At 75.2% G+C, this 22485-nt stretch carries 3 protein-coding genes and 1 pseudogene; all 4 read right to left on the bottom strand.

From position 1 onward, the window contains the following. Nucleotides 1–20: 20 nt before the first annotated feature. Nucleotides 21–6584, bottom strand: coding sequence for an SDR family NAD(P)-dependent oxidoreductase (locus HN013_RS15115; RefSeq protein ID WP_398979735.1), 6564 nt, complete (start codon nucleotides 6582–6584; stop codon nucleotides 21–23). Continuing rightward, nucleotides 6581–12022, bottom strand: a complete 5442-nt coding sequence (locus HN013_RS15110; protein WP_398979733.1) for an SDR family NAD(P)-dependent oxidoreductase — start codon at nucleotides 12020–12022, stop codon at nucleotides 6581–6583. The genes HN013_RS15115 and HN013_RS15110 overlap by 4 nt, the downstream gene beginning before the upstream one ends. A 319-nt stretch (nucleotides 12023–12341) precedes the next feature. Further along, nucleotides 12342–20828 (bottom strand): annotated as a pseudogene (locus tag HN013_RS15105) (SDR family NAD(P)-dependent oxidoreductase); the annotation flags it as partial. Beyond that, nucleotides 20725–22485, bottom strand: coding sequence for a beta-ketoacyl synthase N-terminal-like domain-containing protein (locus tag HN013_RS15100; protein ID WP_249375028.1), 1761 nt, complete (start codon nucleotides 22483–22485; stop codon nucleotides 20725–20727). The gene HN013_RS15100 and the pseudogene HN013_RS15105, both read right to left, overlap by 104 nt.

Here is a 22485-nt window from a genome sequence, read left to right as displayed (position 1 = left end):
GGTTCTCCGCCGTCCGGGCGCTATCGGATGTCCGTCATGTCCAGGGCCATGTCCACCAGTGAGTCGGCGTCCATGGTGTCGATCGAGTCCTCGTCCTCCCGGCCGTCCGGCGGCAACTCGCCTTCTTCGGCGGCCAGTCGGAGCAGGGGGTCGAGCAGTCCGGCGGCCCGGAGGCGGGCCACCGGGATGGTGGCGAGCAGGTTCCGTACGCCGTCCTCTCCCGTGGCCGCCGCGTTCCGGGCCGTTCCGGGGTCGTCGAGGCCGTTGCCGCCGTCGGGCAGGAGCAGGGTCCGCAGGTGGGCGGCGAGGTCGGCGGGGGTCGGGTGGTCGAAGAGCAGGGTGGCCGGGAGCCGGAGGCCGGTGGCGGCGTTCAGGCGGTTGCGCAGTTCGACGGAGGTGAGGGAGTCGAAGCCGAGCGCCTTGAACGGCTGCCGGTCGTGGACCTCTTCCGGTGAGGCGTGGCCGAGGACGGTCGCCGCGTGGTCGCGGACGAGGTCCAGCAGCGCGCCGTCGCGTTCGGCGGCGGGCAGGGCGGCCAGCCGGGCGCCGAGGGCGTCCCGTCCCTCCCCCGCCCCGGCCTCCGCGGTCCGCCGCACGGGTCCGCCGGCCAGGGCCCGCAGCAGCGGCGGGACGCCCTCGGGTCCCGCGGAGGCGCGCAGGGCCGCGGCGTCGAGACGCAGGGCGACGGGCAGCGGCCGGTCCCCGGCGAGTGCCGCCGCGAACAGGTCCAGCCCCTCCGCGTCGGTCAGCGGGGCGACGCCGGAGCGCCGCATCCTTGTCAGGTCGGCCGTGTCCAGGTGGCCGGTCATACCACTCGCGGTCTCCCACAGGCCCCACGCGACCGAGAGGCCGGGCAGGCCGTCGGCCCGCCGCCGCCGGGCCAGGGCGTCCAGGAACGCGTTGGCGGCCGCGTAGTTGCCCTGCCCGGGGCCGCCGAGGGTGGCGGCGGCCGAGGAGAACAGGACGAACGCGCCGAGTGGGGCGTCCCGGGTGAGCTCGTGCAGGTTCCACGCGGCCCGGACCTTGGGGCGCAGGACGGCGTCCACCTGTTCGGCGGTGAGGGAGGCGATGACGGCGTCGTCCAGCACCCCGGCGGCGTGCACGACACCGGTCAGCGGGCGGTCGGCGGGGACGGCGGCGAGCACGGCGGCCAGCGCCTCGCGGTCGGCGGCGTCGCAGGCGGCGACGGTCACCTCGGCGCCGAGGGCGGTGAGTTCGGCGGTGAGACCGGCGACGCCCGGGGCGTCGGCGCCCCGGCGGCCGATCAGCAGCAGGTGCCGCATGCCGTGCCGCTCGACGAGGTCCCGGGCGACCAGGCCGCCGAGGACGCCCGTGCCGCCGGTGATCAGGACGGTGCCGTCCGGGTCGAGGACGTCCGGCATGGTGAGGACGACCTTGCCGGTGTGGCGGGCCCTGCTCATGAACCGGAACGCCTCGGGGGCGCGGCGCACGTCCCAGGTGGCCGCCGGGAGCGGCCGGAGGACCCCGCGCCCGAACAGGGCCATCAGCTCGGCCATCATCGCGCCGATGCGCTCGTGTCCGGCGTCGATGAGGTCGAAGTACCGGTAGGTGGTGCCCGGGTGGGCGGCCTCCGTCGTCCCCGCGTCGCGGATGTCGGTCTTGCCCATCTCGACGAACCGGCCGCCGGGCGCGAGCAGCCGCAGCGAGGCGTCCACGTACTCCTGGGCGAGGGAGTTGAGGACGACGTCCACCCCGCGCCCGCCGGTCGCCGCCCGGAACGCCGTCTCGAAGTCCAGGTCGCGCGAGGAGGCGATCCGGTCGTCGGGCACGCCCAGCGCCCGCAGCGTGTCCCATTTCGCGGGGCTCGCGGTGGCGTACACCTCGGCGCCCAGATGCCGCGCCAGCTGGAGCGCGGCGAGGCCGACGCCCCCGGTGGCCGCGTGGACGAGCAGAGTGTCGCCGGGCCGGACGGCGGCGAGGTCGACCAGCCCGTACCAGGCGGTGAGGAAGGCGATCGGGACGGTGGCGGCGTCGGTGTACGTCCAGTCGTCGGGCATCCGCGCGAGCAGCCGCCGGTCGACGACCGCGTGCGGCCCGAAGGCGCCGGGGACCATGCCGAACACCCGGTCACCGGGCGCGAATTCGGTGACATCCGGGCCGGTCTCCAGGACGACGCCGGCCGCCTCGCCGCCCATGACGTCCTGGTCGACCATGCCGAGCCCGAGGACGACGTCCCGGAAGTTCATCCCGGCGGCACGCACGGCGATCCGCACCTGCCCCGGTCCCGGCGGCCCGGCCGCCTCGGGGGCGGGGACGAGGGCCAGGTTCTCCAGGGTGCCCTTGCTGGTGACGTCGAGCCGCCAGTCGGGCGCGTCCTGCGGCGGTTCCAGAGACCGCCCGGCGGCGGTGCGGGCGAGCCGGGGGACGAGCAACTGCCCGTTGCGGAGCGCGGTTTCGGGCTCGTCCGAGGCGAGGGCGGTGGGCAGGGCACGGCGGGAGCCGGGCAGCCCGTCGATGTCGAGCAGGACGAACCGGCCCGGGTGCTCGGTGCGGGCGGAGCGGACCATGCCCCACACCGCGGCGTGCGCCAGGTCGCGCACGGTCTCCCCCGGGGCCGCGGGCACCGCGCCCGAGGTGACGAGGACGAGCCGGGACGACGCGAAGCGCTCCTCGGCCAGCCAGTCGCGCAGCAGGGCCAGCAGCCGGTGCGTCACCGCTGTGGCCGCTTCGCCGACGGGGGCTGCGGCATCGCCGGTGTCGAAGCGGCAGGGGACGACGACAGTGCCGGGCACGGCCGGGGCGGTGGCGAGCGCCGCGAGGTCCGGGTGGACGGGCACGTCCTGCCGCCCGCCGGCCAGGCCGAGGTCGTCGTCACCGACCAGGGCCCAGTCGAACTCCCGCTCTTCGGCGGCCGCTTCCGCCCATTCGACGTGGAAGAGGGAGTCGTGGTGGCGCGCGGACCCGGCCGCCTCCAGCTGTTCCCGGCTGACGGCACGGCTCACCAGCGACGCGACGGTCACGACGGGGGCACCGGAGCCGTCGGCGGCCCTGAGTGACAGGCCGTCGGTTCCTGTGGGGGTGAGGTGGACGCGGAGGGCGGTGGCGCCGGTGGCGTGCACGGTGACACCCGTCCAGGCGAACGGCAGCCGGACCTCGCCGGACGACCGGGCCGCGGCCGCGTGCAGGGCGGCGTCCAGCAGGGCGGGGTGCAGGGCGAACGAACCCGCCGTTTCCTGCTGTTCACGCGGCAGCCGGACGTCGGCGTACAGCTCGTCCCCCCGCTGCCAGAGGGCATGCAGCCCGCGGAACGCCGGGCCGTAGCCCAGGCCGTCCTCGGCCAAGTCCTCGTACAGCGTGTCGACGGCGACCGGGGTGGCTCCCGGGGGCGGCCAGGCGGACAGGTCCCAGTCGGCCCGGGGTGCGGCATCCGCGGTCAGGAAGCCGGTCGCGTGGCCGGTCCATGGGGCGTCGGGTGCGGCGCCCTCGGGGCGGGAGTGGAGGGCGAGCGGCCGGCGGCCGTCCTCGTCGGCCGTGCCGACGGAGAGCTGGAGATGGACGCCGCCGGACTCGGGCAGGACGAGGGGCGCCTGGAGCGTCAGCTCCTCCAGAGTGCCGCTGCCGACCACATCACCTGCCTGGGCGGCGAGTTCGACGAGCGCGGCACCCGGCACCAGGATGGTGCCCCACACGGAGTGGTCGGCGAGCCAAGGGTGCGTCTCGACGGAGACCCGCCCGGTGAGCAGCAGCCCGTCCCCGCCGGCCACGGGGACGGCCGCGCCGAGCAGCGGGTGACCGGTGGCCCGGAGGCCGACGGCGGTGACGTCGCCGGTGGCGGTGCCGCCCTCCAGCCAGTAGCGGTCGCGCTGGAAGGCGTAGGTGGGCAACTCGGTGAGGGCACGGGCGCCTTCGGGGAAGACAGTGGTCCAGTCGACGGGCACGCCCCGGGTGTACGCCTCGGCCACTGAGGTCAGGAACCGTCGTCGGCCTCCTTCGTCCCGGCGCAGGGAGCCGACCGCCACAGCCGGGACGCCAGCCTCCTGGGCGGTCTCCTCCACGCCGACGGTGAGGACGGGGTGGGCGCTGCATTCGACGAACGCCCGGTGGCCCGCCGCGAGCAGGCCGCTGATGACGGATTCGAAGCGGACGGTGTTGCGGAGGTTGCGGTACCAGTAGTCGGCGTCCAGACCAGCGGTGTCCTCCACCTGGCCGGTCAGCGTGGAGTGGAAGGGGACGGAACCCGAGCGGGGGCGGATGTCCGCCAGGTCCTGGTGGATCCGGTCGTGGATCCGCTCGACATGTTCCGAGTGGGAGGCGTAGTCGACCGGGATACGCCGGGCCCGGATCTCATGCTCCTCGCAGTGGGCCAGTAATTCGTCGAGCGCGCCCGCGTCGCCGCATACCACCGTGGAGCGCGGGCCGTTGAGGGCCGCCACCGATATCCGCCCGTCCCAGCGTCCCGCGAGCGCCTCCGCCTCCCCGGGCGACAGGGGGATGGACACCATGCCGCCCTCTCCCGCGATCTCCAGCAACGCCCGGGAGCGCAGCGCCACCACACGCGCCCCGTCCTCCAGCGACAGCCCGCCCGCCACACACGCCGCAGCGATCTCCCCCTGGGAGTGGCCCACCACAGCAACCGGCTCCACACCCACCGACCGCCACAACCCCGCCAGCGAGACCATCACCGCCCACAGCGCGGGCTGCACCACATCCACCCGGTCCAACCCGGGAGCACCCTCCACACCCCGCAGCACATCGGTCAACGACCACTCCACAACGGGCTCCAGCGCCCGCTCGCAGCGACCGATCCACTCCCCGAACTCCTCGCTGGAATCCAGCAGTTCGACCGCCATTCCGGCCCACTGCGACCCCTGCCCCGGGAACACGAACACCGCGCCGTCCACCTCACCGGCCGTCCCCGTCACCACCCCCGGTGCCACACCGCCGTCGGCCAGGACACCCAGTCCGGCGAGCAGTTCTTCCCGCCCGTCCCCCATGACCACCGCGCGGTGCTCGAACGACGACCGCCCCGACGCCAGCGACCACCCGACCCGACCCGGGTCGGCATCGCGCACGGCCTCCGCGAGCCGCCCGGCCTGCGCCCGCAACGCCCCCGCGGAACGCGCCGACACCACCCACGGCACGAGGCCGGCAGTGTCACCGCCGCTCGCGACGGCCTGGATGGCCTCCTCCTCCGGCGCCTGCTCCAGGATGACGTGGGCGTTCGTCCCGCTGACGCCGAACGAGGACACGGCGGCGCGGCGCGGGCGGCCGGTCTCCGGCCAGTCGCGGCGTTCCGTCAGCAGTTCCACCGCGCCCGACGTCCAGTCGACGCGCGGAGTCGGCTCCTCGATGTGGAGGGTCTGCGGGAGGACTCCATGGCGCAGGGCCATCACCATCTTGATGACCCCGGCGGCCCCGGCGGCGGCCTGCGTGTGACCGATGTTGGACTTCAGCGAGCCGAGCCACAGCGGCCGGTCGGCCGGCCGGTCCTTGCCGTAGGTCGCCAGCAGGGCCTGCGCCTCGATCGGGTCGCCGAGCTTCGTCCCGGTCCCGTGCGCCTCCACGGCGTCGACGTCGGCCGGGGTGAGCCGGGCGTCGTCCAGGGCGCGTCGGATGACGCGCTGCTGGGACGGGCCGTTGGGGGCGGCGAGGGCGCTGCTGGCGCCGTCCTGGTTGACGGCGGAGCCGCGGACCACGGCGAGGACGGGGTGGCCGTTGCGGCGGGCGTCCGACAGGCGTTCCAGCAGGAGCATGGCGACGCCCTCGCCCCACGCGGTGCCGTCGGCCGCAGCGGCGAAGGACTTGCACCGCCCGTCGGGGGCCAGTCCGCGCTGCCGGCTGAACTCGACGAAGGTGCCGGGGGTGACCATCACCGTGACGCCGCCCGCCAGGGCGAGCGTGCAGTCGCCTCGGCGCAGCGCCTGGGCGGCGAGGTGGAGGGTGACGAGCGACGAGGAGCAGGCCGTGTCGACGGTGACGGCGGGGCCCTCGAAGCCGAAGGTGTAGGCGATGCGTCCGGAGGCGACGCTGCCGGAGGTGCCGCTGCCGAGGAAGCCCGCGACGGACTCGGGGACCTGGATGCCGCGATTGCCGTACTCGTGGTACATGAGTCCGGCGTAGACGCCGACGCGTTCGCCGCGCAGTCCGCGCGGGTCGACCCCGGCCCGTTCGACGGCCTCCCAGGATGCCTCCAGCAGCAGCCGCTGCTGCGGGTCCATCGCCAGGGCCTCGCGCGGGCTGATCCCGAAGAACGCCGGGTCGAAGCGGTCGGCCCCGTCGACGAAGCCGCCTTCGCGGACGTAGGTGGTGCCGGGCCGGTCCGACTCGGGGTCCGGGTCGTAGAGGTCGTCGATGCGCCACCCCCGGTCGGCGGGCGGCGCGCCGATGGCGTCGGCGCCCTTGACGACCAGCTGCCACAGGTCGTCGGGCGAGCCGACGCCGCCGGGCAGCCGGCAGCTCATGCCGACGACGGCGACGGGCTCGCGGTCGCCGTCCTCCAGCTCCCTGACCCGGCGTCGGGTCTCCTTGAGTTCGGCGGTCGCCCACCGGAGGTGTTCGCGCAGCTTCTCTTCGTTGCTCACTTCGAGCCAGCTCCTCAGGGGACTGTGCGGTTCGGTGGTCACCCGCGGTCTGCGGTGCGCAGCTCTCGAAGCGCTTCGAAGAGCTCGTCGTCGGTGGCGGTGGCGAAGTCGTCGGAGGTGCCGCTGTCCTGCCCGGCGTCCGCGTCCCGTGCGCCGGGGGCGGATTCCCAGCGGGACAGCATGTCCTTCAGTCGCAGGGTCACGGCCGCCCTCGCCCCGTCGTCGTCGGCGTACGGGGTCAGGGCCGCCTCCAGGCGGTCGAGCTCTCCGTCGAGCTCGTCGAGGCCGGTGCCGGCGTCCCCGGCGGGTGCGGTGGCCGCGAACCCCTCGCAGAGGTGGTCCGCGAGGACGGCCGCCGTCGGGTAGTCGAAGATCAGCGTGGTGGGCAGGGGCAGTCCCGTCGCCTCGTGGAGCCGGTCGCGGAGTTCGAGGTCCGCCAGTGAGTCCAGGCCGAGGTCGACGAAGCCGCGGTCCGGCGCGATGTCCGCCGGAGTCGCCTCGCCCAGGACGGCCGCGGCATGCGTCCGGACCAGCCCGAGCACGACGCGCCGCCGCTCGGCCTCCGGCAGGGCGGCGAGCCGCCGGCCGAGCGGGCCGTCGCTCTGCGGGGCGGGCTGCTCCTGCTCGGGTTCCGTCGCCTGGGGAGTCGTGGACGGGGTGGGGGTTCCGGTGAGCGCCCGCAGCAGTGCGGGGGGCGTGCCCTGGGCGCGCGGCCGGTCGGTGTCCAGCCGGAGCGGCAGCAGGACCGGCGTCCCTTCCGCGCGGGCGGCGTCGAGGAGCCCGAGTGCGTCCTCCGTGGCCAGCGGCAGGACGCCCGCCCGGCCGATGCGCGCCCGCCCCGCGGCGTCCAGGGCGTCGGTGAGTCCGCTTCCCCGGGCCCACAGCCCCCAGGCCAGAGCCTGCGCGGGCAGGCCCCGGGAGCGCCGGTGTCGGGCCAGAGCGTCGAGGTAGGCGTTGGCCGCGGCGTAGCCGGCCTGCCCGGCGGAGCCGAACGTACCTGCGGCGGACGAGAACATCACGAACGCCGCCAGATTGTGACGCTTCGTCAGATCATGGAGGTGCCAGGCGGCGTCTGCCTTGGGCCGCAGCACGGCGTCCAGGCGTTCGGGCGTCTGCGCGTCCAGGACGCCGTCATCGGTGACCCCCGCGACGTGGAACACCGCCGTCAGCGGGTGCCCGGCGGGCACGCTCTCCAGGAGCTCCGCGAGTGCCGCGCGGTCGGAGACGTCGCAGGCGGCTACGGTGGCTTCCGCGCCGAGTCCGGCCAGCTCCGCCACCAACTCCCTTGCTCCGGGCGCCTCCTGGCCGCGCCGCGCGGTGAGCAGGAGCCTGCTGACGCCGCTCCGGGCGAGGTGCCGGGCCACTTCGCCGCCGAGGGCTCCGGTGCCGCCGGTCACGAGGACGGTGCCGCTCGGGTCGAGGGCGGCGGCATCGCCGCCGGCAGGCTCGGCCTCGGTGCGCTCGTCCATGCGGATGCCGGTGTCGGCGTCGGCGTCGGTGCGGGCGCCATGGGCCGCATCCGCCGCGGTTCCGGTACCGGCGGGCCGGGCGGCCTGCATCAGTCGCGGAACCAGGATCTCGCCCCCGCGCACCGCCAACTGGGGTTCGTCGCCCGCCAGCACGGCCGCGACGACCCGGATGTCCACCGGAGCGTCGGTGTCGAGGAGGACGATCCGGCCCGGGTGCTCCGACTGGGCCGTGCGCAGCAGACCCAGGGCCGCCGCGGCGGCCGGGTCGGGGACGTCCTCGCCGGGTCGGGCAGCCACGGCGCCGCAGGTGACGACCACGAGCGTCGCCCCACTGAGGCGGGGGTTTCCGATCCACGTGCGGGCGAGGTCCAGAGCGGCCCGGGTGGCCGAGCGCAGGGCGTCCGAGCCGGGGTCACCGGCGTGGGCGGGCAGGAGGGCGATCACCGCGCGGGGAGCGGGAGTTTCCGCCTCGAACGCTTCGGTGAGGGAGGTGAGGTCCGGGTACACGGCGGTGTGGGGGACGCCGGTCACGAGGGCTGTGTCACTGGCACCGAGGAGTACAGCAGCGGCATCGGTACCGGACGCGCCTGCCGCCACGTCATCCGCACCCGACAAGGCAGCAGCGCGGACATCCGCATCGGACACGGCAGCTGCCGGGATCCAGTCCAGCCGGTACAGGCCGCCCGTCACAGTCTCGTCCCGTGCCGGACCGGCGGACCGGAGGACGACGCCGCCCGCCGAGGCGACGGGCGTCCCGGCCGGGTCGGCGGCGTGGAGGGTGACGGTGTCCGGGCCGGTGCGGGCGATGTGGACGCGGAGGGAGGCGGCGCCGGGGGCGTGGAGGGTCACGTTGCGCCAGGAGAAGGGGAGTTGACGGCTGTCGTCGTCCTCGGTCAGGGCGCCGAGGGCCTGGAGGGCGGCGTCGGACAGGGCCGGGTGGAGGCGGAAGCGGCCGGACTCGGACTGACGGTCCTGGTCGAGGGAGACCTCGGCGAAGACCTCGTCGCCGCGCCGCCACAGCGCCCGCAGGCCGCGGAAGGCCGGGCCGTAGGCGTATCCGCGGGCGGCGGCACGCTCGTAGAAGGCGGTGGCGTCCGTCTCCTCGGCACCCTTCGGCGGCCAGCTCATCAGGTCGTACGCGGCGACCGGCGCGCCCGTGGCCAGGGTGCCGCTCGCGTGCCGGGTCCAGTCCTGGTCACCGTCGGGACGTGCGTCGAGGGTGATGCCGCGGCGGCCGGACGCGTCGGGGTCGGTCACGGCCAGCCGGAGGCGGACGCCGGACGAATCCCCGGGAAGGCCGCCGGGGACGACGAGCGGGGCGTGCAGGGTCAGTTCCTCGACGAGGTCGCAGTCGGCGCGGGCGGCGGCCCACAGGGCGAGTTCCAGGCAGGCCGTGCCGGGCAGCAGGGTCCGGCCGAGGACGGTGTGGTCGGCGAGCCACGGATGCGTTCGCGTCGACAGCCTGCCGGTGTACAACACACCGCTGCCTTCGGGCAGTTCGACGGCGGCGCTCAGCAACGGGTGGTCGACGGCGCCCAGCCCGGCGGAGGCCACGTCACCGGTGGCGGGCGCGTCGTCCAGCCAGTAGCGGCGGCGCCGGAAGGGGTAGGTCGGCAGGTCCGCCCGGCGGATGCCCGCGACCGGCAGGGCCGCGGACCAGTCGACGGCGGCGGAGCGGACGTGCACGTCGGCGAGGGAAGCCAGGAAGCCGCGCGCGCCGCTGTCATCATGGCGCAGCGCGGGGACGGCGAAGGAGTCCGGGCCGCCGTCCCGTGCACCCTCGGTGACCTCGGCGAGGGGCGCGGGGTCCGTGCTCATGACGACGAAGACGGTACGAGCGCGTCCCGCCAGCTCCCGGACGGTGGGCCGGAGTCCGTGCTCCGGCCGGTCCGCACGCTGCCAGCCGGCGCTGTCCTCACCCACAGACCCCGCCGTCGAGTGGAACGGCAGCTCCGCCGCGCGCGGCGTGACGGCGTCCGCGGCGCGCCCGGTCACCGCGCGCGCTCCGTCCTCCAGGGACAGCACGCCCGCCGCGCAGGCCGCGGCGATCTCTCCGATGCCGTCGCCCACCACCGAGGCGGGCCGTACGCCGTGGTGGCGCCAGAGGGCGGCGAGCGAAACCATCACGGCCCAGCGCGCCGCACGGGCGTCGGCCTCGTCGCCCGGCCCGCCCTCCGCGTTCCGCAGGATCTCCTCGACGGTCCGGGCCAGGGCGGCGGCGCACTCCTCCATGCGGCGGGCGAACTCCGGGGATTCAACCAGGAGTTCACGTACAGCACCCCCTCCCGCGAGGGTGCCGGGGAAGACGAAGACGACCTTCGTGGCCTCGTGGGCTGCCACCGGCCCCGCGTTCCCCTCGGCCAACCCTTCGACCACCCGGCTCAGTTCATCCCGGTCGGCCCCGAGAGCCACCGCGCGGTGCTCGAAAACCGAGCGGGTACGCGCGAGGGCGGCCCCGATGTCGGCGGCGCTCTCGTCGGGGTGCGCGTCCAGGTGGGCGAGGAGCCGGGCTGCCTGCTCGCGCAGGGCCTCGGGGGACTTCGCGGACAGCGGCCAGGGCACCACACCCAGGACGGATGGGCCGGACGCAGAACCATCGCCCTCGGCCGCCGGTTCCACAGGGCCCGGTGCCTCCTCCAGGACCAGGTGCGCGTTGGTGCCGCTGACGCCGAAGGAGGACACCCCGGCCCGCCGGGGCCGCCCGTCCGCCGGCCACGGTGTGGGCTCGGTGAGCAGGGACAGCGCACCGGCCGACCAGTCGACGTGCGGCGACGGCTCGTCGATGTGCAGAGTGCGCGGCAGGACGCTCTGCCGCAGCGCCATCACTATCTTGATCACACCGGCCGCACCGGCGGCGGCCTGCGCGTGGCCGATGTTGGACTTCACCGAGCCGACCCGGACGGGCCGGCCGTCCGGCCGGTCCTGGCCGTAGGTGGCGAGCAGGGCCTGGGCCTCGATGGGGTCGCCGAGGGTGGTGCCCGTGCCGTGTGCCTCGACGGCGTCGACGTCGGCGGCCCGGACGCCAGCGGCGTCCAGGGCCTGGCGGATGACGCGCTGCTGGGCGGGCCCGCTGGGCGCGGTCAGTCCGCTGCTCGCGCCGTCCTGGTTGACGGCGCTGCCCCGGATCACCGCGAGCACGGGGTGGCCGTTCCGCCGGGCGTCCGACAGCCGTTCGAGGACGAGCATGCCGGCGCCCTCGCCCAGGGCGGTGCCGTCGGCGCCCGCGGCGAACGCCTTGCAGCGGGCGTCCGGGGCCAGTCCGCGCTGGCGGCTGAACTCGACGAGCGCCATCGGGGAGGCCATCACGGTGACGCCGCCCGCCAGCGCGGTGGTGCTCTCGCCGAGCCGCAGCGACTGGCAGGCGAGGTGGAGGGCGACCAGCGACGACGAGCAGGCGGTGTCGACGGTGACGGCCGGGCCCTCCAGGCCGAAGGTGTAGGCCACCCGGCCCGAGGCGACGCTCGCGGCGCTGCCGTTGCCGATGTAGCCCTCGAACTCGGGGGGTACGCGCCGCAGTCGGGACGCGTAGTCCTGGTAGATCACCCCGGCGAAGACGCCGGTCCGGGTGCCGGCCAGGCCGGCCGGGTCGATGCCGGCGCGTTCGAGGGCTTCCCAGGAGGTCTCCAGCAGCAGCCGCTGCTGGGGGTCCATGGCCAGGGCCTCGCGCCCGCTGATCCCGAAGAAGCCGGCGTCGAACCGGTGGGCGTCGCGCAGGAACCCGCCCTCGCGGACGTACACCCGGCCGTGCCGGGCCGGGTCCGGGTCGTACAGGTCCGGGTCCCAGCCCCGGTCGACGGGGAATCCGGTGATCGCGTCCGTGCCGGTCGCGACCAGTTCCCAGAGGTCCTCGGGCGACCGCACGCCACCGGGGTAGCGGCAGGCCATGCCCACGACGGCGATCGGCTCGCGGGCGCCCTCCTCGACCTCCTGCAGCCGCTGCCGGGTCCTGCGCAGGTCGACGGTCAGGCGCTTGAGGTAGTCGAGAACCTTCTCGTCACTGGTCATCTTCACTCTTGGCCCTTCTCTGCCACGAACAGTTCCTGTGCCGGGGTGGGGGGTGCGAGGCACCCCGTCCCGGCGGTCAGGACCTGCGCAGTTCGTCGTCGACGATGTCGAAGATCTCGTCGAGGGTCGCCGCCGTCACCGCGTCGTCGTCCCCGTCGGCGGGTTCCGTGTCGTTCTTCAGCTCCGTCAGCAGGTCCCGGAGCCGGGCCGCGACGCCCGCGCGGCCGGGGTCGTCGGCCGGCAGGGCCCGTACGGCGGACTCCAGTCCGTCGAGTTCCGCCAACACCGGTGCCTGTGCGGGCACTTCGTCCTCCAGCAGCCGGGTCCGCAGGTGCGCGGCGAGCGCGGCCGGGCTCGGGTGGTCGAAGGTGAGGGTGGCCGGGAGCCGCAGCCCGGTGGCGGCGGAGAGCCGGTTGCGGAGCTCGACCGCCCGCAGCGAGTCGAAGCCCGATTCGAGGAAGCCGCGCCCGGTGTCCACCTCGTCCGGCGAGCCGTACCCGAGGACGGTCGCCACATGGGCGCGGACCAGGTCCAGCAGCACCGCCCCGCGTTCCGCCGGGGGCAGCGACGCCAGCCGCACGCCCAGCCCGGAACCGTCCGCGGAGGCCCCGGCGCTCGCGGCCCGCCGCCTGGACGGCCCCACGAGCGACCGCAGCAGCGGCGGCGGGGTGCCGTCCCGCAGCCCGGCGAGGTCGATCCGCGCCGGGAGGACGAACGCCCGGTCCCGGCCCAGGGCCGCGTCGAACAGGGCCAGGCCCTCGGCGGCGGACAGCGGCAGGATGCCGGAGCGCCGCATCCGGGCCCGGTCGGCCCCGTCCAGCCCGCCGGTCATGCTGCTGGTGTCGGCCCAGTGGCCCCAGGCCATCGACACGGCAGGCAGCCCGAGCGCCCTGCGGTGTGCGGCCAGTCCGTCCAGGAAGGCGTTGGCCGCGCCGTAGTTGGCCTGGCCTCCGTTGCCGAGCGTGCTGCCGGCGCCGGAGAACAGGACGAACATCGACAGCGGCGCGTCCCGGGTCAGCTCGTGCAGGTGCCAGGCCGCGTCCGCCTTCGGCCGCAGGACCGCGCTCATCCGGCCGGGCGTCAGCGAGGTGACGACCCCGTCGTCCAGGACGCCGGCGGCGTGGACGACGCCGGTCAGCGGCGGCTCGGCCGCCGCCATGACCCGGGCCAGCGCGTCCCGGTCGGCGACGTCGCAGGCCACGGCCGTCACCCGGGCGCCCAGCGCGGTGAGTTCGGTCACCAGCTCGGCGGCACCGGGGGCGTCCGGCCCGCGCCGGCCGGCCAGCAGCAGGTTCCGCACGCCGTGGACGGTCACCAGGTGCCGGGCCAGCAGCCCGCCGAGCGTGCCCGTGCCGCCGGTGATGAGCACCGTGCCGTCCCCGGGCGTCATGGGCGCCCCGGCCTCCGTACCCGGCGCGCCGGACCGGGCGAGCCGTGGGACGAGCACCCGGCCCGCCCGGACGGCCGTCCCGGGCTCGGTGGCGAACGGCACGGAGGGCAGGGCGCGGACGGAGACGTCGTCGCCGTCGAGATCCACCGCGGCGAACCGCTCGGGGTGCTCCACCTGCGCCGCCCGTACCGCGCCGTGCACGGCGGCGGCGGGCAGGTCCGTGACGTCCTCGCCGTCGCGGACGCTCACCGCGCCCCGGGTCACCCATACCACACGGGTGTTCTGCAACCTCGGCTCGCTGAGGCTGAATTGAAGTGACGTCAGGGCCTGGGCGACCCCGGCATGGGTGGCCCCGACCGGATCGGCCGCGTCGTCCGTCCCGGCGATCCAGGGCAGCAGCAGGACGTCCGGGGCCTCGGTTCCGCCGGCGAGGGCGGTGGTCAGGGCCTCCCGGTCCGGGTAGGCGGTCACGGGTGTTCCGGCAGCCGTCAGCGCGTCCGCCAGGCCCGTCGTGTCGGTGCCGAGCAGGGCCCAACCGGCGGTGGCGGGCGCGGCCGGAGAGGTCTCGTGCCGCTGCCAGTCGAGGTGGAACAGCGCGTCCCGGTGGCCGGTGGCCGCGTTCCGCAGCTGGTCGGGCCGGACCGGCCGGACCACCAGCGACTCGACGGACGCCACCGGGCGGCCGGCCGGGTCGGACGCGGTGAGGGAGAGCGTGTCCGGTCCGGACGGGGAGAGCCGTACGCGCAGGGCCGTCGCGCCGGTCGCGTGCAGGGTCACCCCCGTCCAGGCGAACGGCAGCCTCACCTGGTCGACACCCTCCAGGAGCGTGGTGTGCAGGGCGGCGTCGAGCAGGGCCGGGTGGACGGCGAAGTGCCCGGCGTCGGCGTGCTGTTCCCGGTCCAGGCGGACCTCCGCGAAGAACTCGTCCTCCGTCCGCCACACCGCGTGCAGCCCGCGGAAGGCAGGTCCGTACCCGAAACCGTCGTCCAGGAGGCGTTCGTAGAGCCCGTCCAGCTCCACGGGGACGGCACCGGAGGGGGGCCAGACGGCGTCGGGCCGGGAGGCGGGTTCCGACGCCACGGCGCTGAGGAGACCCGTGGCGTGGCACACCCAGTCGTCGTCGACGAGCGCCGGGGCGGCCGTTCCGGTGCGGGAGTGGATGCCGACGGCCCGCCGCCCGTGCTCGTCGGGGGCACCGAGGCGCACCTGCACCTGGACCGCACCCGTCTCCGGCAGCAAGAGCGGCGCCTGGAGCGTCAGTTCGTCCAGGGTGTCACATCCGGCCTGGTCACCCGCGTGGACGGCGAGTTCGACGAGAGCGGTGCCGGGGAGGAGCACGGTGCCCCACACGGCGTGGTCGGCGAGCCAGGGATGGCTCTCCACGGACAACCGGCCCGTGAACAGCAGCCCTTCACCTCCGGCCAGCGCCACACCCGCACCCAGCAGCGGGTGCCCAGCCTCGGCCAGGCCGGCCTGTCCGACGTCGCCGGAGGGGCGCGGGGTGTCGGCCCAGAACCGCTCGCGCTGGAACGCGTAGGTGGGGAGGTCGACGGGTTGACGGGTGCCGTCCGGGAAGACGGTGGTCCAGTCGACGGGCACGCCCTGGGTGTACGCCTCGGCCATCGAGGTCAGGAACCGCCGCCGGCCTCCTTCGTCACGACGCAGGGAGCCGACCACGACGGCCGGGACGCCGGCTTCCTGGGCTGTCTCCTCCACGCCGACGGTGAGCACGGGGTGCGCGCTGCACTCGACGAACGCCCGGTGACCCGCCGCGAGCAGGCCGCTGACGACGGACTCGAAGCGGACGGTGTTGCGGAGGTTGCGGTACCAGTAGTCGGCGTCCAGACCGGCGGTGTCCACCACCTCACCGGTCAGCGTGGAGTGGAAGGGGACAGAACCCGAACGCGGACGGACGTCCGCCAGCTCCCGGTGAATCCGCTCACGGATCCGCTCCACATGCTCCGAGTGCGAGGCGTAGTCCACCGGAATCCGCCGCGCCCGGATCTCACGCCCCTCACAATGCGCCAGCAACTCGTCCAGCGCACCGGCCTCGCCCGACACCACCGTGGAGCGCGGACCGTTGAGCGCGGCCACCGATATCCGCTCACCCCAGGCGGCCAGCAGCTCGCGCGTCTCGTCCACCGGGAGGGGAACGGACACCATGCCGCCCTCCCCCGCGATCTCCAGCAACGCCTGCGACCGCAGCGCCACCACACGCGCCCCGTCCTCCAACGACAGCCCACCCGCCACACACGCCGCAGCAATCTCACCCTGCGAATGCCCCACCACAGCAACCGGCTCCACACCCACCGACCGCCACAACCCCGCCAACGACACCATCACCGCCCACAACACCGGCTGCACCACATCCACCCGATCCAACCCAGGAGCACCCTCCACACCCCGCAGCACATCCACCAACGACCACTCCACGAACGGATCGAGCGCCCGCTCGCACTCGCCGATCCACTCCCCGAACACCTCACTGGAGTCCAGCAGTTCGACCGCCATCCCGGCCCACTGCGACCCCTGCCCCGGGAACACGAACACCGCGCCGTCCACCTCACCGGCCGTCCCGGCGATCACACCTGCGGCGACGTCTCCCCGGCCCAGCGCACCGAGCCCGTCGAGGAGTTCACCGGCGCCCTCCCCCACGACCACCGCTCGGTGCTCGAAGGACGACCGCCCGGAGGCCAGCGACCAGCCCACCCGCCCCGGGTCGACATCCCCCACGGCCTCCGCGAGCCGCCCGGCCTGCGCCCGCAACGCCCCCGCGGAACGCGCCGACACCACCCACGGCACCACACCGGCGCCGTCACCCACCCCGACGACCGGGGCGGGCTCCTCCTCCGGCGCCTGCTCCAGGATCACGTGGGCGTTCGTCCCGCTGATGCCGAAGGCCGAGACGCCGGCCCGGCGCGGCCGGTCGAGGGCGGGCCAGTCCTGACGTTCCCTCAACAGGTCGACGCCACCGGCCGACCAGTCCACCTGGGTCGTCCGTTCGGCGATGTGCAGGGTGCGCGGCAGGACGCCATGACGCAGCGCCATCACCGTCTTGATGACCCCGGCGACACCCGCCGCCGCCTGTGTGTGGCCGATGTTGGACTTCACCGTGCCGAGCCACAGCGGCCGGTCCGCCGGACGGTCCTGTCCGTACGTCGCCAGCAGGGCCTGCGCCTCGATCGGATCGCCGAGCTTGGTTCCGGTCCCGTGTGCCTCGACCGCGTCCACGTCCGCCGCCGACACCCGGGCGTTCGCCAAGGCCTCGCGGATGACGCGCTGCTGGGAGGGGCCGTTGGGGGCGGCGAGGCCGTTGGAGGTGCCGTCCTGGTTGACCGCGGAGCCGCGGACCACGGCGAGGACCGGATGGCCGTTGCGGCGGGCCTGGGAGAGGCGTTCCAGCAGGACGACACCGGCGCCCTCGGACAGGCCGAAGCCGTCGGCGTCGTCGGAGAACGCCTTGCAGCGGCCGTCCCGCGACAGCCCCCGGAGCCGGCTGAAGCCGATGAAGGCGTCCGGGGTGGGCATGACGACGGTGCCGCCGGCGAGGGCCATCGTGCAGTCGCCCGCCCGCAGGGCCTGGCAGGCGAGATGGAGGGCGACCAGGGAGGACGAGCAGGCCGTCTCGACGGTGACGGCCGGGCCCTCCAGGCCGAAGGCGTAGGCGAGCCGGCCGGAGACGACGCTGGTGACGCTGCCGGTGACGACGTAGTCGCCGATCTCGCGGGGTGCCTCGTGGGGCCGGGGGCCGTACCCGTTGGTCATGGCGCCGATGAACGCACCGGTGGCGCTGCCGCGCAGGGCCTCCCGGCCGATACCGGCCCGTTCGAAGGCTTCCCAGGCGGTTTCGAGCAGCAGCCGCTGCTGCGGGTCCATGGCCAGGGCCTCGCGCGGGCTGATCCCGAAGAAGGCCGCGTCGAACCGGTCCGCGTCGTACACGAATCCGCCCTCGCGGACGTAGCTCGTGCCGAGCCGGTCGGGGTCGGGGTCGTAGAGGCCGTCGGTGTCCCAGCCGCGGCCCGTGGGGAAGCCGGAGACCGCGTCGCCGCCGGAGGCGACGAGCCGCCACAGGTCCTCGGGGCTCCCGACGCCGCCGGGGAAGCGGCAGCCCATGCCGACGATCGCGATCGGGTCGTCGTCGGGCGCCGGAGCGGCGGTGGTCCGCGCGGCGGCGGCCGGGGCGCTGCCGAGGATCTGTTCGCCGAGGTGGGCGGCGAGGGCGAGGGGTGTGGGGTAGTCGAAGACGAGGGTGGCGGGCAGCCGCAGGCCGGTGGCGGTGGCGAGCCGGTTGCGGAGGCCGACGGCCGTCAGGGACTCGAACCCGAGCTCCTTGAAGGCGCGTTCGGCGCCGATGGCCTCGGGCGCGGTGTGGCCGAGGACGGCTACGGCGTGGGTGCGCACCAGGTCGAGGAGGGTGCGCTGCCGATCGGCCGGGGACAGACCGGTGAGGCGGTCCCGCAGCGCGTTGCCCTCTCCCTCCGCGGCGCCGGCGGCGGGTCCGGCCGTGGCGTCGGGGGTGCGGTGGGCCTGCGGCAGTTCGCGCAGGAGGGCGCTGGGGCGGGCCGAGGTGAAGAGGGGGACGAAGCGGTCCCAGTCGATGTCGGCGACGGCCACGAAGGTGTCGCGGTGGTCGAGGACCTGCCGGAGGGCGGCGAGGGCCAGTTCGGTGCGCATCAGGGGCAGGCCCTGCTCCCGGACGCGCCGGCGCCGGTCCTCGACGTCCAGGCCGTGGTCCTCCCAGGTGTGCACGGCGTCCTCCCAGACGCCCCAGGCCACGGTGGTCAGCGGGAGGCCGCGGGCGCGGCCGTGTTCGGCGAACGCGTCGAGGGCGGCGTTGGCCGCGGCGTAGGCGGCGTGTTCGCCGCTGCCCCAGACACTGGCGATCGAGGAGAACATGACGAACGCGTCGAGCTCCGCCGGGTCCAGGAGGTCGGCCAGGTGCCGGGCGCCGGCCACCTTGGCGCCGAGGGCGTCGGCGAGGGCGTCGTGCGTCGTCCCGTCGACCCGGTCGAGGGCGATGTGGGCGGCCGTGTGCAGCACGGCGCGGACCGTGCGGCCGTCCTCCTTCAGCCCGTCGAGCAGGGCGGCGACCGCGTCGCGGTCGGCGAGGTCGCAGGCGGCCAGTGTGACGTCGGTGCCCGACTCGGCCAGTTCGGCGCGGAGTTCGCGGGCGCCCGGGGCGTCGGCGCCGCGACGGCTGACGAGGACGAGGTGGCCGGCCCCGGAGGCGGCCAGCCAGTGGGCGAGGCGCCGGCCGAGGACGCCGGTGCCGCCGGTGACCAGGACGGTGCCGCGCGGCTTCCAGGTGCGGGACGGGCGGGCGTCGCCCAGCGGGGCGGGGAGCATACGGCGGGCGAACAGGCCCGCGGGGCGTACGGCCACCTGGTCCTCGCCGCCGTCTCCCGCCCCCGCGCCGCCGTCCCCCGCGAGGGCCCGGCACAGCTGGTCGAGCGTCCGCTCGTCCGGGCCGGCACCGGCGGGCAGGTCCACCAGGCCGCCCCAGCGCTCGGCGTGTTCCACGGCCACGACGCGGCCGAGTCCCCAGACCTGGGCCTGCACCGGGTCCGCCGGCGGGTCGGACGGGCCGGTGGCCACCGCGCCGCGCGTGACGCACCACAGGGGCGCCCGCACCCCGGCGTCGCCCAGCGCCTGCACCAGGCCGAGCGTCTGCGCGACACCGGTCGCCAGTTCCGGGCGGTCCGTCGACGGGCGTGCGTCCAGGGGGAGGAACGACAGCACTCCCGTGGGCTCCGCACCGGACAGCGCGGCGCGGACGCGGGCGGCCAGGGCCTCCCGGCCGGTGTCCGCTGCGGTCGGTTCCAGGGTGACGACGTCGACGCCGCGGGCCGCGAGGGACCGCAGGGCCGCCGCCACCCACGGGTCGTCGGCGTGCCCTTCGGGCACGGCCACGAGCCAGGTGCCGGACGGGCCGGAGCCGGGCCGCCCGGCGACCGGCTTCCAGCCGATCCGGTAGCGCCAGCCGTCCACGGCGGAGTGTTCCCGGCTCTGCCGCCGCCAGGAGGACAGCGCCGGGAGGAGAGAGGCCACGGAGGTGCGCTGTGCGTCGTCCTCGACCCGGAGGGCCGCCGCCAGGGCCTCGGCGTCCTCCGCCTCCACCGCGTTCCAGAACCCGGCCTCCAGGCCGTCGTCGGCGGTCTGCGCGACGTCGGGCGCCGCCTCCTCCAGCCAGTAACGGCGGTGCTGGAAGGCGTAGGTGGGGAGGTCGACGAGGCGGCGCGCGCCACCGGCGAAGAGCGAGGGCCAGTCGAGGGACAGGCCTTGCGTGTGGGCCTCGGCCATCGAGGTCAGGAACCGTCGCCAGTCCCCCTCGTCCCGGCGCAGCGAACCGACGACCACCGCCGGGACGCCCGCCTCCTGGGCGGTCTCCTCCACGCCGACGGTGAGGACGGGGTGGGCGCTGCATTCGACGAACGCCCGGTGGCCGTCGGCCAGGAGACCACTGATCACGGACTCGAAGCGGACGGTGTTGCGGAGGTTGCGGTACCAGTAGTCGGCGTCCAGACCGGCGGTGTCCATCACCTCGCCGGTCAGCGTGGAGTGGAAGGGAACGGAACCCGAGCGGGGGCGGATGTCCGCCAGCTCCCGGTGGATCCGTTCACGGATCCGCTCCACGTGCTCCGAGTGCGAGGCGTAGTCGACCGGAATCCGCCGCGCCCGGATCTCACGCTCCTCGCAGTGGGCCAGTAATTGGTCCAGCGCGCCCGCGTCGCCGCATACCACCGTGGAGCGCGGGCCGTTGAGGGCCGCCACCGATATTCGCCCGTCCCAGCGTCCGACGAGCGCCTCCGCCTCGTCCACCGGAAGAGGAACGGACATCATGCCGCCCTCTCCCGCGATCTCCAGCAACGCTCGGGAGCGCAGCGCCACCACACGCGCGCCATCCTCCAACGACAGCCCGCCCGCCACACACGCCGCAGCGATCTCCCCCTGGGAGTGGCCCACCACAGCAACCGGCTCCACACCCACCGACCGCCACAACCCCGCCAACGACACCATCACCGCCCACAGCGCGGGCTGCACCACATCCACCCGCTCCAGCCCCGGAGCACCCTCCGCACCCCGCAGCACATCCACCAACGACCAGTCCACGAACGGGTCGAGCGCCCGCTCGCAGTCGGCCATCCGGCCGGCGAACACCTCGGAGGAGCCGAGCAGTTCGACCGCCATGCCGAGCCACTGCGACCCCTGGCCGGGGAAGACGAAGACGGGACGGCCCAGGGTGCCGCTCGTTCCGCCGGTCACGACGGCGGGTGCCGGGTCGCCGTCCGCCACGGCGGACAGCCCGCGGAGCAGTCCGTCACGGTCGCTCCCGATGACGACGGCGCGCTGCTCGAAGGAGCCGCGCCCGGCGGCCAGCGACCAGCCCACCTCGCCGGCGCACCACTCCGGGTGGGTGGTGACGCTCTCGCTCAGTGCGGCCGCCTGGGCCCGCAGGGCCTCGGGCGTACGGGCGGAGAGGAGCCACGGGAGGACGCCGGAACCGTCGGCCACCGCGCCGGCGCCGGCGGGTTCGTCGCTGCCGTCGGCGGGCGCCTGCTCGATGATGATGTGGGCGTTGGTGCCGCTGATGCCGAAGGAGGAGACGGCGGCCCGGCGCGGCCGTCCGGTCTCCGGCNACGCCGGAACCGTCGGCCACCGCGCCGGCGCCGGCGGGTTCGTCGCTGCCGTCGGCGGGCGCCTGCTCGATGATGATGTGGGCGTTGGTGCCGCTGATGCCGAAGGAGGAGACGGCGGCCCGGCGCGGCCGTCCGGTCTCCGGCCAGTCGTGCTCCTCCGTCAGCAGCGCGACGCCGCCGGCGGCCCAGTCGACATGCGGGGTGGGCGCGTCGACGTGCAGGGTGCGCGGGAGGACGCCGTGGCGCAGCGCCATCACCGTCTTGATCAGACCGGCCACGCCCGCGGCGGCCTGGGTGTGGCCGATGTTGGACTTCAAGGAGCCGAGCCACAGCGGCCGGTCCGCGGGACGGCCCCGCCCGTACGTCGCCAGCAGGGCCTGCGCCTCGATCGGATCGCCGAGCTTGGTGCCCGTGCCGTGTGCCTCGACCGCGTCCACGTCCGTCGCGCCGAGGCGGGCGTTGGCGAGCGCGTCCCGGATGACGCGCTGCTGTGCGGGCCCGTTGGGTGCGGAGAAGCCGCTGCTGCCGCCGTCCTGGTTGACGGCGGAGCCGCGCAGGACGGCGAGTATCCGGTGGCCGTTGCGGCGGGCGTCCGAGAGCCGTTCCAGCAGCAGGACGCCGGCGCCCTCGGCCCAGCCGGTGCCGTCGGCGCCCTCGGCGAAGGAGCGGCAGCGGCCGTCCGGGGAGAGGGCGCGCTGCCGGCTGAACTCGACGAAGCCGAGGGTGTCGGCCATGACGGTGACGCCGCCGGCCAGCGCCAGGGTGCACTCCTCCCGCCGGAGGGACTGGCAGGCGAGGTGCATGGCCACCAGGGAGGAGGAGCAGGCGGTGTCCACCGTGACGGCGGGGCCCTCCAGGCCGAGCGTGTAGGCGATACGCCCCGAGACGACGCTGCCCTGGCCGCCGGTCATCAGGTAGCCCTCCAGGTCCTCGGGGGTCCTGCGCAGGCGGGAGGCGTAGTCCATCTGCATCACGCCGGCGAACACGCCGGTGCGGCTGCCGCGGACGGACGACGGGTCGATGCCGGCCCGTTCCAGCGCCTCCCAGGCGGTCTCCAGGAGCAGCCGCTGCTGGGGGTGCATGGCCGTGGCCTCGCGGGGGCTGATGCCGAAGAAGTCGGCGTCGAACCCGGCGGCCTCGTGGACGAACCCGCCCTCCCGGACGTAGGTCCGGCCGGGGGCGTCGGGGTCGGGGTCGTACAGGGCGTCGACGTCCCAGCCGCGGTCCTCGGGGAACGGGGTGATCGCGTCGGTGCCGGACGCGACGAGCCGCCACAGGTCCTCGGGCGACCGTACGTTCCCGGGCAGGCGGCAGGCCATGCCGACGATGGCGACGGGTTCGGAATGGGCCTCGGTCAGCTTGCGGTTCTGCTGCCGGAGCTGTTCCGCCTCCTTGAGGGAAACCCTCAGCGCCTTGATGACTTCTTCGCTGGATGCGGTCAT

This window comes from Streptomyces sp. I05A-00742 (assembly GCF_013055795.1).
Lineage (GTDB): Bacteria > Actinomycetota > Actinomycetes > Streptomycetales > Streptomycetaceae > Streptomyces.
The sequence above is the reverse complement of the archived record's forward strand: the minus strand, read 5'-3'. Positions and strand labels throughout refer to the sequence as shown.